Source organism: Sinorhizobium kostiense, assembly GCF_017874595.1.
Lineage (GTDB): Bacteria > Pseudomonadota > Alphaproteobacteria > Rhizobiales > Rhizobiaceae > Sinorhizobium > Sinorhizobium kostiense.
Map to the genome: position 1 here is coordinate 307,961 of NZ_JAGILA010000007.1, position 14,602 is coordinate 322,562.

A 14,602-nucleotide genomic window follows, 5' to 3' on the forward strand; every position below is an offset into this window, starting at 1 on the left:
AAAGCTGGATTTTTCAGCCTATTCCATGTTGACTGTCATTGCGGGTAGGTTTTTTACCGCGGTATACGATAAGAACGGTCACATGCCGGACGCCCTTCCTCGAGAAACCACCGACAGGCCTGCCATGACGACACAGACCGCCGCACCATCGACGCTACGGATTGCCGTGGCCCAGCTCAATCCAACCGTCGGTGACATCGCCGGCAATCTCGCCAAGGCGCGCGAGGCGCGGGCCGAGGCGGCGCGTCAGGGCGCCGATCTGCTGCTGTTCACCGAGCTCTTCATTTCCGGTTATCCGCCGGAAGACCTCGTGCTCAAACCGGCATTCCTGAACGCCTGCCAGAAGGCGGTCGAGAAGCTTGCCGAAGACACTGCCGATGGCGGTCCGGGAATCATCATCGGCTTTCCGCGCCAGGCGCCGGAGCACCGCCACAATTCCGCCGCCGTGCTGGACGCGGGCAAGATCATTGCCATCCGCGACAAGGTGGATCTGCCGAACTACGGTGAGTTCGATGAGAAGCGGGTTTTCGATGCCGGAGAAATGCCGGGTCCCGTCAATTTCCGCGGGGTGCGGATCGGTATTCCGATCTGCGAGGATATCTGGGGTGAACTCGGCGTTTGCGAAACACTCGCCGAAAGCGGCGCAGAGATCCTGCTGTCACCAAACGGCTCGCCCTATTATCGCGGTAAGGTGGACGTGCGCCACCAGGTCGTCCTGAAACAGGTGATCGAGACCGGGCTGCCGATGATCTATGCGAACCAGCTCGGCGGACAGGATGAACTCGTATTCGATGGTGCGAGCTTCGGCTTCAATGCGGATAAGTCGCTGGCCTTCCAGATGAGCCAGTTCGCAGAAGCGATTTCGGTGTCCGAGTGGAGGAGGACCGGGGGCGGTTGGGTCTCGAGAGACGGGCAGCGCTCGCACCTGCCGGAACGCGATGAGGCGGATTATCGCGCCTGCATGCTCGGGCTTCGCGACTACGTCAACAAGAATGGCTTCAAGTCTGTCGTGCTCGGGCTTTCCGGCGGCATCGACTCGGCCATCTGCGCCGCGCTGGCGGTCGATGCGCTTGGTGCGGAGCGTGTCCGCACCGTCATGCTGCCCTATCGTTATACGTCCGAAGCTTCACTGACCGATGCGGCGGCGTGCGCCAAGGCGCTCGGCTGCCATTATGGCACCGTTGCAATCGAAGCCCCGGTCGAAGGTTTCCTCGATGCGCTCTCCGATATGTTCGAAGGCACGGAACCAGGCATCACCGAGGAGAACCTGCAAAGCCGCACGCGCGGGACGATACTGATGGCGATCTCCAACAAGTTCGGCTCGATGGTGGTGACAACCGGCAACAAGTCGGAAATGTCGGTCGGCTATGCTACCCTCTACGGCGATATGAATGGCGGCTTCAACCCGATCAAGGACCTCTACAAGATGCAGGTCTATGCGCTTTCACGCTGGCGCAATGGCGCAGTACCGGCCGGCGCCCTCGGACCCTCCGGCGAAGTCATTCCGCAGAACATCATCGACAAGGCGCCCTCCGCCGAGCTTCGCCCGAACCAGACCGACCAGGACTCGCTGCCGCCCTATCCGGTGCTCGACGACATTCTCGAGTGCCTGGTGGAAAAGGAAATGGGTACGGAAGAGATCGTCGCCCGCGGCCATGACGAAGCGACGGTCCACCGGATCGAGCACCTGCTCTACATCGCCGAATACAAGCGCCGGCAATCGGCTCCGGGCGTGAAGATCACGAAAAAGAATTTCGGTCGTGACCGGCGCTACCCGATCACCAACCGCTTCCGCGACAGGGGATAGTCATGCGCAGCTCGGTCGAGATCTTCGACGTCGTCGCTGGCGAGACGCGCGTCGTCTGGCAGACCGAGCGGCTCGTCGAAGCGCCGAACTGGTCGCCGGATGGGCGCTTTCTCATCGTCAATGGCGATGGGCGTCTTTATCGTATCGCACTCGAAGGGGCGCCCGATCCCGTCGAAATCGATACCGGCTTTGCTCGCCAGTTGAACAACGACCACGGCATCTCGCCTGACGGGACGATGCTCGCCATCAGCGACAAGACGGAGTTCGGCCAGTCGGCAATCTATCTCCTGCCTGTAGAGGGCGGCACGCCCAGGCTCGTCACAAGAAACCTGCCCTCCTACTGGCATGGCTGGTCGCCGGACGGGCGCATGCTCGCCTATTGCGGTATTCGCGACCAGCTCTTCGACATTTACACGATCTCCGTCGAGGGTGGAGAGGAGCGCCGGTTGACACAGGGGGAAGGCCGCAACGATGGGCCGGACTGGTCGCCCGACGGCCGCTGGATCTATTTCAACTCCAGTCGCACGGGCCGTATGCAGATCTGGCGCATAAGGCCCGATGGCAGCGACGTCGAGCGCGTCACCGACAGCCCCTATGCCGACTGGTTTCCACATCCTTCGCCGGACGGGAGGAAGCTGCTCGTGCTCTCCTATGACGGCGACGTCTTCGACCATCCGCGCGATCTCGACGTGCGGCTCCGGCTGACGGATCCGGACGGTGGCAATCCGCGCGTGCTGTTCGAGCTCTTCGGCGGGCAGGGAACGGTGAATGTCCCGAACTGGTCGCCCTCGGGTGAAGCGTTCGCCTTCGTCCGGTATTGGCCGGAGCCGTAGACGACCGGCAATACATGCCTTCGGTCGGTATTTGGATGCAAAGGAGGATTCCATGGGGAAGGACTGCGCTCGGCTGGACGGCAAGATAGCCATCGTGACAGGCGGTACGCAGGGCCTCGGTGCCTCGATCGCGGCGCTGTTTGCGGAGCGCGGTGCCGAGGGCATCGTCATCTGCGGGCGAAATTCGGCGAAGGGCGAGGCGAAAGCGGCGGAGATCGGCAAAGCCACCGGCGCGAAGGTGGTCTATGTTCCGGCGGATCTGGAGCGGGTCAAGGACGCCCGCGCTGTCGTTGCGGCTTGCGATCGGGAGTTCGGGCGTGTGGATGCGCTCGTCAATGCCGCGGCGATCACCGACCGCGGCACGATCCTCGACACCACACCCGAACTCTTCGACCGCATGTTCGCCGTAAACGTGCGGGCGCCGTTCTTCCTGATGCAGGAGACGGTGAAACTGATGCGGCGCGACAAGACTGACGGAACGATCGTCAACATCGGCTCGATGTCGGCAATGGCAGGCCAGCCCTTCATCGCGGCCTATTGCGCATCGAAAGGCGCCTTGGAAACGCTGACCAAGAACACCGCCTACGCGCTGCTGCGCAACCGCATTCGGGTCAACGGTGTGAATATCGGCTGGATGGCATCCGAGGGCGAGGATCGCATACAGCGGGAGTACCACGGGGCGCCGGCCGACTGGCTGGAGAAGGCGGCGGCGCGCCAGCCCTTCGGGCGGCTCGTCGACCCCGCCGAGGTTGCGCGCGCCTGCGCCTATCTCTCATCTAAGGAGTCCGGGCTGATGACGGGTTCGGTGATCTGCTTCGACCAATCGATCTGGGGCGCCTATGACTCGTCGCCCCATCCCGAAGCGCCGCTTTGAGCCGACCACGCGACCCTGTCTTGCCTTTCGCTGGCGCCTGTGCCCATATGTCCGTGCCCAGGTGCCCGCTTTCGCGGGAGAATCGGGAAGCCGGTGCGATTCCGGCACGTGCCCAACGCTGTGATGGGGACGGCAGCATCAAACCTGAATTCAGGACTTTGCCACTGAATCGTGAACCGATTTGGGAAGGCGGTGCGGCCGGTGGATCCGGAGTCAGAAGACCGGCCTGGCAAGATAGACCGGCCCCGCGTGGACGGCGGGAGGTTGTGCATTGTTGGGGATCAAACGATGCTGCCTGACCCGAGCGGTCGCCTTGTGGCGGCCGGAGCCTTTTCGCCGGACGAGCGCGCCGCCGTCTACCGTGCCATAGAAACCCGCCGCGACGTTCGCGACGAATTTCTCGCCGAGCCCTTGCCCGAGCCGTTGATCGCCCGCCTGCTTGCCGCGGCGCATAACGCCCCGTCGGTAGGCTTCATGCAGCCATGGAACTTCCTGCTCGTGCGCCAGAAAGAGACGCGGGAAAGAGTGTGGAAGGCGTTTCAGCGCGCCAATGAGGAAGCCGCGCGGATGTTCTCGGGCGAGGCACAGGCGAAATATCGTTCCCTGAAGCTCGAAGGCATCCGCAAGGCGCCGCTCAGCATCTGTGTGACCTGCGATCGCACGCGTGGTGGCGCGGTCGTGCTGGGGCGCACCCATAATCCGCAGATGGACGTCTACTCCACCGTGTGCGCCGTCCAGAATCTCTGGCTTGCCGCGCGCGCGGAGGGTGTCGGTGTCGGCTGGGTCAGCATCTTCCATGAAGAAGAGGTCAAGGCGATCCTCGGCATACCGGAGCATATCGAGATCGTCGCCTGGCTTTGCCTCGGCTTCGTCGATCGCCTCTACCAGCAGCCGGAACTCGCGGCGAAGGGGTGGCGGCAGCGCCTGCCGCTCGAGGAACTGATTTTCGAGGAGGGATGGGGCGTGCGTCAGAGGCGCAGGACCGGAGAGGTCACTCTTCCTGTAGCGGTTGATAGCGCGGGCCCCGAGGGTTCTTGAGATCTATGGCGCTTTCTTCCTGCGGCAGGAAGGTCGGGCCGACGACGCGAACCTTGCTGTTCTTCGGATCGTAGGGGCGCTCTTGCGCTGGCGCCGAGGCTCTAGTCTCAGCGGGCGTTTTTGTGCCTTTTTCCGCCTGGGCGCCTTCGATCGACAGGACCGAGGGGCTGGCGGCGGAAAGTCTGGCTGCGGAACTCCGGCCGATCACGCTGGTGGCGGTCCTCTGAGCCCGGCAGCCGCAGATGCCCGGGGTACCGACGGCGCGTGTTCGATAGGCGAATGCAGTCGGAAGCTCGCTATAGGGCCTGCCGGTCGAGGCCGAAACCATCTGGTCGCTCTCCTCGGTCTCGAGCACATGATAGTAGAGCTCGGTTTCGGTGTTGGGGCATCGGCTTTGGCAAAGCTCCGCGTCGCGTGCGAAATCCGCCGGTGTCGAGTTTGACGAGATCGGGAAGAAGGCGCCGTCGCAGGTGCGCACGCACATGGTCCTGAACCGGCCGTTCTCGCCGCCCTCCATCCAGGAGTAGTCCTCAATCGCCGGATCGGAAAGCAACGGATAGGCCTCGCTGTCCGGTGCAAGATCCTCGAGGATGTTGCGGTGGCTCTCCGCCTCTCCCGTGCCTGCGAAGTCGTCCTGCTCCGGTCTATTTGATTGCAGCTCCAGACAGCCGTTGAGTTCCATCGCGGCGTGTACGCGCCGGCGCGCGTCTTCGTTGCCGTTGGAGACCAATTGCTGGCGATAGGCTTTCAGTTCACGGAGATTGTCCTCCATCTCGGCGATCATATCGTCGAGGTCGGCGCATTCGGCGGCTTTATCGTCGATGACGATGATGCTGCCGCGGCTGCACCCAAGCCGTCGCCGCTCGTTCTTGGCGCGGCGGATCTCGATGTTCTGGCGTGAGATCGCACCGGTAAATTCGCCCAGATTGGCGTTCGGCGTGAAATCTCTGGAAAGTTCAGTTAGGCGGGAATTCAAGCGCTCACAAACGCTCGCGGCCGTGGCCCGTTCAGCCGTCGCCAACGCCAACGGCAGAAAAGCAACCGCAAAGTACGCGATACTGCGGGACGCGGTACACCGGGGCAAGGGACTCTTCTCTCTTCCTGCATTCCGGCGGAGCGTTCAAAATGCCGCAGCCGCCTGGTGCTACAGCGGTCCTGTGCGTCTGAAAAGACGCGCACCGCTGCAACTTCCCATCATACGGGGTTGGCGTGGCGGTGCAATGGCGAGGCGGCGTTTGCGTTAACGGACGGTCCGCAGGGAGAGCCGGGCCGCTCGCGCGGCCCGGAGAAATGTCAGGCTGCCCGCGCGGTTTCGAGCGACATTGGGCGTTCGAGCACCGTACCCTCAATCGCGGCAACGGCCTTCATCGTCTCGAGCAGATCTCGCGACACCTCCCAGACAACGGCGACCGCGTGGACATTGCCGATCCGTTGTGGTTCGGCGATGCGCTCGCCGGGGCATCCCATCCGACGGAACATCCGTTCGAGGAAGACGTCCGTCACCGTGACGATGTGAGTGATGCCGGAGGCGAGGCCAAGTTCACCTACGCCGCACATCAGCTCGGCCGCGGCGACCGTAACCTGGTTCGACGAGCGGTCCTGCGAGATGTCCGGGTCGATGCAGAAACGGCTCGATTCCCAGACCGAGGCACTGCGGATCTGCGGATTGTCACCGAGAAGGATCGGAAAGGTGTCGTCGAGCATGTTCGGCCCAAGCGTTGGCAGCAGCCGCAAGGAGCCGCGCAGCTTGCCGGTCTCCGGCGAGTACGACATCACATAAAGCGGATTGGCTTTGTCATAATGGTCGATTTCCCAGGCGCCTTCGGTCTTGACGTCCCATTTCAAGAAGTCGTGGAAGACGCGCTTGCGCAGCCGGAACATTTCGTCGATCGCCTGCGGATGCCGCCCGCGAGCGTTTCCGTTCACTATCCTGATCATTTTTCGCTCCATTGTATTTGCGCAATGGGGCGATGCTGTCAGGCCTGGCTGACACATGTAACTGTCGATAGTGACAGTTCAAATGCTTTGCTATTCCAGATAGATTTTATGGGGGTTTGGCGCTGGATTGCCGCAGCGCAGGCAATCGGTCCGTCAGATCGCGGGGATCTCAGATGGTGGGAATGAGGGCGTGGCGAACGGCCTGCGCTACGGCTTGCGTGTTGGAAACGACATTGAGTTTGCGTCGAGCATTGGTCATGAAGAAGCGTACAGTGCGCTCGGAAATCCCGAGGATCGTCGCGATTTCCCAGTAGCTCTTGCCAGCCGCCGACCAGGTGAGGACTTCCGTCTCGCGGGAGGTGAGCCGCATGTCCCGCTCATCGATCGCGGCAGCCGTCGCGGAATGCTCCAGCATCGAGGCGTGAAACAGATTGGCCGCCAATTGGAAGTCGCGGAGATGGTGGCGCCGGTAGGCGGACCACTCCGCCGGCGACATGTTGGCACCGATGGCAAGAAGCGCCACATGGCCGGCCGGGGACGGGAGGGGCAGCGCTACGCCTTCCGTCGACAGGCCGATCTCTTCGGCCGCCTTGAAGAGAGGCTCGCATTCGGGAAAGCGTCGACGGGCGGTCGCCCAGTCCACTGGACGAACGCCGCCGAGCGAGAGTTTCAAAATCGGGTCGATCCGGTGTAGATCTCTCGAAACGTAAATCTCCGCGGCATAAGCGCCGAAGGTGTGGTGCAGGTGACAGACCCTCAGACCTTCGGGCAGCGGCTCTGCTTCGAGATAAAGGAGATGCGCGATATTGAACGTGCGGCGCATCAAGGCAAAGAAGTGCTGCGGGTCGGCGCAGCCACCGTATTCGACGAGATCCAGCAGATCGAGGACAGCCTGTTCATTAGTCATGCCGTAACACCGATTCATGCCCCTAGAATAAACATGGTTTAGAGGGGCTGGCTTTGTCTAGTGCTATATTTAGTAGACGCTGTAGCGGTCCTGAAATATCAATCTATGATTGTACTCTCATGGGCGCGGGACTTGAGATTCGCCTTTAACGCGTCACGGAGATCGATGATACCGACAATGCGGCGATTTTAGGTTGCGTGGACCTGAAAATCGCCGCATCCCTCGGTTCTGATGGGTATCGACTGGCGAGGCGTGCGCCCAGCACTGCTCTCAAGCGGGATGGCTTGCCTCGACGACGGCGAGTGCCGCCATGTTGACGACCCCGCGCGACGTCACCGACGGCGAAAGAATATGCGCGGGCAGGGCCGAGCCGAGAAGGATCGGACCGACATGGAGGCTATCCGTCATCGTCTTGACTACTCCGAGCGTGATGTTGGCCGAGTCGAGATTGGGGAAGACGAGCAGATTGGCTTCGCCTTTGAGCGTGCTGTTGGGCATCACGCGCTCCCGCAGGATTTCCGACATTGCCGCATCGCCGTGCATCTCGCCGTCGACCTCGAGATCGGGCGCAAGCTCGCGCACGAGCTTCAACGCCGCGCGCATTTTGAAAGCGCTTTCGGAATCGCGTGAGCCGAAGTTCGAATGCGAAACGAGCGCCGCGCGCGGCGTGATTCCGAAACGGCGGATTTCACTCGCCGCCATCACCGTCGTTTGGGCGATCTCTTCGGCGCTGGGATCGTAACTCACATAGGTGTCGGTGAAGAAAGTCGCGCCGCGCTGGGAGATCAATAGGCTGAGGGCGGAGAAGTCGAGCACACCCGGCTTCTTGCCGATGATCTGGGAAACGTCGCGCAGATGTTTGCTGTAGCGTCCCTCGACGCCGCAGATCAGTGCGTCCGCCTCACCGCGCTTGACTGCCAGCGCACCGATCACCGTGGTGTTGGTGCGCACGATCGTACGCGCGGCTTCCGGAATGACCCCGAGCCGTCCGACCAGGGCGAAATAGTCATCGACATAGTCGCGGTAACGCGGATCGCCCTCGGGGTTCACGACCTCGAAATCGACATCGGGGCGGATCCTCAGCCCGTATCGGCGCAGGCGCGTCTCGATGATCTGCGGTCGGCCGATCAGGATCGGCTTGGCGGTACCTTCCTCGAGCAGGACCTGAGCGGCGCGCAAGACCCGCTCGTCCTCGCCTTCGGCAAAGATCACGCGGTTCTTCGCGGCGTTCTTGGCGGCGGCGAAAACCGGCTTCATGATGAAGCCGGAGCGGAAGACGAAGCGGTTGAGCTTGTCGAGATAGGCGTCGAAGTCCTGGATCGGACGTGTGGCGACGCCGCTTTCCGCGGCGGCCTTGGCTACCGCCGGCGCGATGCGCAGGATGAGCCGCTGGTCGAAGGGCGAGGGGATCAGGTAATCCGGTCCGAAAACCGGCGTCTCACCGGAATAGGCACGGGCGGCGACGTCCGACGGCTCCTCCCGCGCAAGGCCGGCGATCGCCCGTACCGCCGCCATCTTCATCTCTTCATTGATCGTGCGAGCGCCGCAGTCGAGCGCGCCGCGGAAGATATGGGGGAAGCAGAGAACGTTGTTGACCTGGTTCGGATAGTCGGAGCGGCCGGTACAGATCATGGCGTCCGGGCGCGCGGCGCGGGCGACCTCCGGCATGATTTCCGGCGTCGGGTTGGCAAGCGCCATGATCAACGGCTTTTCCGCCATCTGCGCCAGGAGCTCCGGCTTGAGAACGCCGGCGGCCGAGAGGCCGAGAAAAACGTCGGCGCCGCCGATGCTGTCGGCCAGTTCGCGGTTGTCGCTCTTCTGAGCGTAAACCGCCTTCCACTCGTCCATCAGGGCTTCGCGGCCCTTGTAGACAAGGCCTTCGATGTCGTGAACCCAGATGTTCTCGCGCTTCGCGCCGAGCGTAACGAGGAGATTGAGGCAGGCAAGAGCCGCAGCTCCCGCACCGGAGGCGACGATCTTGGCCTTGGCGATATCCTTGCCGGCGAGTTCGAGGCCGTTGAGCACGGCGGCGGCGACGATGATCGCGGTTCCGTGCTGATCGTCGTGGAAGACCGGGATTTCCATCTTCTCCCGTAGACGCCGTTCGACCTCGAAGCATTCGGGCGCCTTGATGTCCTCGAGATTGATGCCGCCGAACGTGGGTTCGAGCGCCGAAACGACATCGACCATGCGTTCGACGGTGGGCGCATCGATCTCGATGTCAAAGACGTCTATGCCGGCGAACTTCTTGAAGAGGACGGCCTTGCCCTCCATCACCGGCTTGGAGGCAAGCGGCCCGATATTGCCGAGGCCAAGCACGGCCGTGCCGTTCGAGACCACGGCGACGAGATTGCTGCGCGCCGTGAAATCGGCGGCGGATTGCGGATCGTCCCTGATGGCGAGGCAGGGGGCGGCGACGCCGGGCGAATAGGCGAGCGCCAGGTCACGCTGGTTGCCGAGCGGCTTGGTGGGCTGGATTTCGAGCTTGCCGGGGCGAGGATAGCGATGAAAGAAAAGTGCCTGCTGGTCGATGTCTCCGCTTGCTGGGACCGTCTGGGATTTCGCTTTGTCGCCCGTGTTCATACCTTGCGTTCCTCGATTTCTGAATGGTCGCCTTTTGGCACGATTTCCACGCGACGTATAGTTTTCGCTTTCGGTCGTTTCCATGTCGGGTTCAGGCAAATCCGACCGGTGTCATCTTCCTGAAACACGAGTCTGGTTTTCACGGGGCGGCAAATGGCTCCAGCAAGGCGAGGCTCGCATGGCAGCGGCAGCGGTATCTGAACCGAACCCCGTCCGGAAACTGCGAACACTGTTCATCTCCGACGTCCACCTGGGCTCGAAGGCGGCCAAGACGGACTATCTCCTCGATTTCCTGCGCCACCACGATGCCGAGACCATCATCCTCGTCGGCGACATCGTTGACGGCTGGCGGCTGAAGCGCAGCTGGTTTTGGCCCCAGAACTGCAACGACGTCGTCCAGAAGCTCCTGCGCAAGGCCCGCAAGGGGACGCGCATCGTCTATATTCCCGGCAATCACGACGAGTTCATGCGGGATTTTCCGGGCATCCACTTCGGCGGCATCGAGGTCGCGCCGCGCCACGTGCACCGGAGCGCGGACGGGCGCAACTATCTCGTGCTGCATGGCGACGAGTTCGACGTGGTCGTGCGCAATGCGCGGATACTCGCCTATCTCGGCGACTGGGCCTATGACATGGCGATTGCCATCAATGTCGGGCTTGCCGCCATCCGCCGCCGTCTCGGCATGCCCTATTGGTCGTTCTCGTCCTGGGCAAAGCTGCAGGTCAAACATGCGGTGAACTTCATCGGCGAGTTCCAGAAGGTCGTGGCCGAGGAGGCGCGCCGCCACCACGCACAAGGCGTCATCTGCGGCCACATCCACCATGCGGTGATCGAGGATATCGGCGATATCCGTTACATCAACACGGGCGATTGGGTCGAAAGCTGCACGGCGATCGGCGAGCACCACGACGGCACGATGGAACTGATCACCTGGCACAGCCTGCGCGGCAGTGCCGCAGTCGCGGAAAGCATGAGCAGTGCCGAACTGGCAGTGTCCGTTCCGGCGCAGGCGGCCTGATCCGCCAGCCCCGGCCGTTTGGCCCCCAGGCGGTGATGTAGCGAAAACTAGCGGATGGCGAGCGGCCGTCCTGTCGTGCTACAGCTGGCGGACAGCCACCAGGTCCTCCCATGATTCCCGCATCCGCGCCCCCGGTTCTGGGGCCCCCGCCGCGCCATTTCGCGCTTCGCCTCGCGCTGCTCTTTTGTGCGCCGTTGATCGTCAACGGCTTTGCCATGCCCTATTTCCCGGTCTGGCTCAGCACATTGTCGCTGAGCGATTTCGAAATCGGCGTGGTGCTTGCGGTCCCGATGTTCATCCGCGTCATCACCGCGCCCCTGGCGGGGGTCCTCGCCGACCGGATCGGAGAACGCACGATCGTGCTTATCTGGTCGGGTTGCCTGTCGTTTGCGACGGCATTCATTCTGTTCTTTGCGCAAAGCTTCTGGCCGGTCCTGGTAATTTACACACTGCAGTCGGCCGCTTATTCGCCGTATCTGCCGATCGTCGATGCGATCGCACTTTCCGGCGTGCGGCGCTGGAACTTCGACTACGCGCATATGCGCGTCTGGGGATCGATTGCCTTCATCGGCGCGACCATGCTCGGCGGGTGGTTGATCGGGCTCGTCGGCGGCGCGATGGTGTTGACGGCGATGGCAGCGGGCTTCGGCTTGACGGTCCTGATGGCCCTCGCAGCACCCCGGATCGGCCGTCCTCGCCGGCCGTCGCCGATCACGGCAATCACCGAGCCGCCGCCGCAGTCATTGCGCCAGCCGGATCTTCAGCTGCTCCTCCTCGGCGTCACGCTCGTCAACAGCAGCCATGCGATGCTCTTTGCATTCTCGGCCATCTATTGGCAGGGCATCGGCTATAGCGGCACGCAGATCGGAATCCTGTGGAGCGCCGGCGTGGCCGCGGAGGTACTGATGTTCTTTTTCGCCGGAAGGATCATGCGGCGGTTCAGCGTCTGGACGATGATCTTCTCCGGCTGCCTGCTGGCGGTCGTGCGCTGGCTGGTCTTTCCGATGGAGCTCGGCTTCTCCGGCTATTTCATTCTCCAGTGCCTCCACGCCTTCACCTATGCGACCATGCACACCGGCATGCAGCACAAGCTGATCGAGCGGGTCAGCGAAGATCAGGAGGCTTCGGCCCAGGGCCTCTATTTCTTCTATACCGGCGTCTTCACGGCGGTGTTCACTTTTCTGTCGGGTTACTTGTATGCCTGGTTCGGCGTCGCCGGCTTCTATTCGATGTCGATCGTGGCGCTCGGCGGCTCATGTTTCGCCTTCGCCGGCTGGTATCTTCAGCCCCAGAGGCTCGCTTCGGGCGGGAAGACCAGCGAAGCCTCGTAGCGGAGGCCGGGTTGGCGATCCCTGGCGAGCAGCAATGGACCGTCGAGATCGACGAAGTCGGCGCCCTGAGCAACGAGCACGGCGGGCGCCATCGCCAGTGAACTGCCGACCATGCAGCCGACCATGATCTTGAGGCCGAGCGCTTCTGCCGAACTGCGCATGCGGAGCGCTTCGGTGAGACCGCCAGTCTTGTCGAGCTTGATGTTGACCGCATCGTAGCGGCCGACGAGGCCAGCGAGATCGTCGGTCTTGTGCACGCTCTCATCGGCGCACACTGGTACTGGGCGAGCAATTTCGGCCAGCGCCTCGTCCCGGCCGGCCGGTAGCGGTTGCTCGACGAGAGCAATGTCGTTTTCCGCGCAGGCGGCGAAATGGATCGCGAGGTTGTCCTCCGTCCAGCCTTCGTTGGCATCGAGGATGATCCGGCTCTGGGGCGCGCCGCGGCGTACGGCGCGAATGCGGGAGATATCGTCGGCCGTGCCGACCTTGATCTTGAGCAAAGCGCGATGAGCGTTTTCAGCCGCCCGCGCCAGCATCTCGTCCGGTTCGGCAAGCGAGATGGTGTAGGCCGTCGTCAGCGGCTTCGGGTCGGCAATGCCGGCGAGCGAGACGACGGTCCTGCCGCTCCGCTTCGCCTCGAGATCCCAGAGCGCGCAATCGATGGCATTGCGGGCAGCCCCCGGCTTCATCGCCTGCTGTAAAGCCTCACGGGTCAAGCCGCTCTCGATCAGCGGGCGCATGAGCTCGATATCGCCGACGACCTGCTCGATCGTCTCGCCATAACGGCCGTAGGGCACGCATTCGCCCCAGCCGGCGAGGGGACCGTCGGTGATGCGGCAGGTGACCACGCTCGCGGTCGTCTTCGAACCGCGGGAAATCGTGAAAGCGCCAGCGATCGGGAAGTGTTCGACAGCCGCTGTAAGCGAAGTGGGCATGAGATCCTCTCCGGCAGGAAGGGAGCGCCGAGATCGTAGCGGTTACCCTTGATGGTCTTGCCGCTGTGTCTTTTCGGTCGCATAAGGGTCCGTAGTAACCGCTTTGAATTTCTGCCTGATTTTGTCGTTGGTCGAATCTGGTTTAAGAGATTACGCAATAGAAACCGGAAGACCAAGATCACGTGACACAGCTTCAGTCCCAGTCCGTTGCCGATGTCGTCCTCGACGAGGCGAGGACAGGACGTCGCTTCGTTTTCAGTGGTGACTGGCGGCACCACACGGCCGAGGCCATGGCCGCCAAGTTGAAGCGGTTCGGAAAGCTCTCCGGCGGGCAGAACGAATTCGACTTGTCCAGTATCACGGCGATGGATACGGCCGGTGCTTGGCTCATCCGGCGCTTCATGAATGGAATCGGCAGCGAGGCCGGGGGCGAGGTTCGCTTCGCCGACGGTGGGCAGCGTTACGTCGAACTCGTGCGCGCCCTGCCGGACGGACTGCCGCTTCCGAAACGCGACAGCCGGAGGGGATCGCTATTTCAAAGACTGTTCGCACCGATCGGCGAATTGACGGTGTCAATATGGACGGACACATTCGCGGCCATGTTCATCCTCGGCTCGGCGGTGCGTGGCGCACAAATGAAGTTGGGGCGCCACGCCGGCGTGTCGCCTGCCGCCATCGTTCACCAGATCGACCGCATGGGCGTCATGGCCGTGCCGATCATCACGCTGATGTCGTTTCTGATCGGCGCCATCATCGCACAACAGGGCGCGTTCCAGCTCCGCTCCTTCGGCGCCGAAATCTTCGTCGTGGACCTGGTCGGCATTCTGCAATTGCGTGAAATCGGAGTGCTTTTGACGGCGATCATGATTGCCGGCCGGTCGGGCAGTGCCATCACGGCCGAGATCGGCTCGATGAAGATGCGCGAAGAGGTCGATGCGCTGAAAGTCATGGGATTGAGCCCTGTCGGCGTGCTTGTCTTTCCGCGGCTGGTGGCATTGACGATCGTGCTGCCGCTCTTGACGATTGTCGCCAATTTCGCCGCGCTTACCGGGGCGGCCTTCGTCGCCTGGGGCTATTCCGACATCACCTTCGCAACATTCCTTGCGCGACTGCAGGAGTCGATCGACTTTTCCACGGTAGCAGCGGGCATGATCAAGGCGCCCTTCATGGCGCTGATCATCGGGGTGGTCGCCGCGGTCGAGGGCCTGAAAGTCGGCGGCAGCGCCGAGTCTCTTGGCCGCCACGTCACTTCGTCGGTGGTCAAGTCGATCTTCGTCGTCATTCTCGTCGACGGACTGTTTGCCATGTTCTATGCGGCAATCGATTTTTGAGGCGGGT

At 62.5% G+C, this 14,602-nt stretch carries 12 protein-coding genes and 1 riboswitch; of the genes, 7 read left to right on the forward strand and 5 right to left on the reverse strand.

All coding sequences use genetic code 11. From position 1 onward, the window contains the following. The first annotated feature begins 124 nt into the window (after positions 1–124). From J2Z31_RS23050 to bluB, 4 genes are all read left to right on the forward strand, one after another. The gene (locus tag J2Z31_RS23050; RefSeq protein WP_209604992.1) at positions 125–1,807 is read left to right on the forward strand and encodes an NAD+ synthase; all 1,683 of its coding nucleotides are present in this window, start codon (positions 125–127) and stop codon (positions 1,805–1,807) included. Between the two features lie 2 nt (positions 1,808–1,809). Beyond that, positions 1,810–2,640 carry a TolB family protein gene (locus J2Z31_RS23055; protein WP_209604993.1) on the forward strand — a complete coding sequence of 277 codons (831 nt, stop codon included), beginning with the start codon at positions 1,810–1,812 and terminating at the stop codon, positions 2,638–2,640. A gap of 52 nt (positions 2,641–2,692) precedes the next feature. Then, positions 2,693–3,514 (forward strand): SDR family oxidoreductase, encoded by an 822-nt coding sequence (locus J2Z31_RS23060; protein ID WP_209604994.1) that lies wholly within the window; start codon positions 2,693–2,695, stop codon positions 3,512–3,514. Positions 3,515–3,556: 42 nt separating this feature from the next. Beyond that, positions 3,557–3,758: riboswitch (cobalamin riboswitch) on the forward strand. A gap of 44 nt (positions 3,759–3,802) precedes the next feature. Continuing rightward, positions 3,803–4,552, forward strand: coding sequence for a 5,6-dimethylbenzimidazole synthase (gene bluB, locus J2Z31_RS23065; protein ID WP_209604996.1), 750 nt, complete (start codon positions 3,803–3,805; stop codon positions 4,550–4,552). On the opposite strand, the gene J2Z31_RS23070 is transcribed toward bluB, so the two are convergent. From J2Z31_RS23070 to J2Z31_RS23085, 4 genes are all read right to left on the reverse strand, one after another. Further along, positions 4,506–5,636 (reverse strand): DUF2865 domain-containing protein, encoded by a 1,131-nt coding sequence (locus tag J2Z31_RS23070; protein WP_234939600.1) that lies wholly within the window; start codon positions 5,634–5,636, stop codon positions 4,506–4,508. The genes bluB and J2Z31_RS23070 overlap by 47 nt on opposite strands. 209 nt (positions 5,637–5,845) lie before the next feature. Further along, a complete protein-coding gene (locus J2Z31_RS23075) occupies positions 5,846–6,490 on the reverse strand; it encodes an acyl-homoserine-lactone synthase (RefSeq protein ID WP_209604997.1) in 645 nt (214 codons plus the stop codon). A 169-nt stretch (positions 6,491–6,659) separates the two neighbouring features. Then, positions 6,660–7,397: a helix-turn-helix transcriptional regulator gene (locus tag J2Z31_RS23080; RefSeq protein ID WP_209604998.1), complete on the reverse strand. Its 738-nt coding sequence runs from the start codon at positions 7,395–7,397 to the stop codon at positions 6,660–6,662. Between the two features lie 270 nt (positions 7,398–7,667). Beyond that, a complete protein-coding gene (locus J2Z31_RS23085) occupies positions 7,668–9,980 on the reverse strand; it encodes an NADP-dependent malic enzyme (protein ID WP_209605000.1) in 2,313 nt (770 codons plus the stop codon). A gap of 178 nt (positions 9,981–10,158) precedes the next feature. Between J2Z31_RS23085 and J2Z31_RS23090 the strand changes: the two genes are divergently transcribed. Continuing rightward, positions 10,159–10,998, forward strand: coding sequence for a UDP-2,3-diacylglucosamine diphosphatase (locus tag J2Z31_RS23090; RefSeq protein WP_209605002.1), 840 nt, complete (start codon positions 10,159–10,161; stop codon positions 10,996–10,998). Between the two features lie 110 nt (positions 10,999–11,108). Then, complete coding sequence (locus tag J2Z31_RS23095; protein ID WP_209605004.1) at positions 11,109–12,329, forward strand: MFS transporter; 1,221 nt, start codon at positions 11,109–11,111, stop codon at positions 12,327–12,329. Here J2Z31_RS23095 and dgcA read toward each other — a convergent pair. Further along, entirely contained in the window at positions 12,281–13,264 is a 984-nt protein-coding gene (dgcA, locus tag J2Z31_RS23100; protein WP_209605006.1) for an N-acetyl-D-Glu racemase DgcA, read from the reverse strand. The two genes, J2Z31_RS23095 and dgcA, sit on opposite strands and share 49 nt — an antisense overlap. Positions 13,265–13,446: 182 nt before the next feature. Between dgcA and J2Z31_RS23105 the strand changes: the two genes are divergently transcribed. Continuing rightward, positions 13,447–14,595 carry an ABC transporter permease gene (locus tag J2Z31_RS23105; protein WP_209605008.1) on the forward strand — a complete coding sequence of 383 codons (1,149 nt, stop codon included), beginning with the start codon at positions 13,447–13,449 and terminating at the stop codon, positions 14,593–14,595. Positions 14,596–14,602 lie beyond the last annotated feature (7 nt).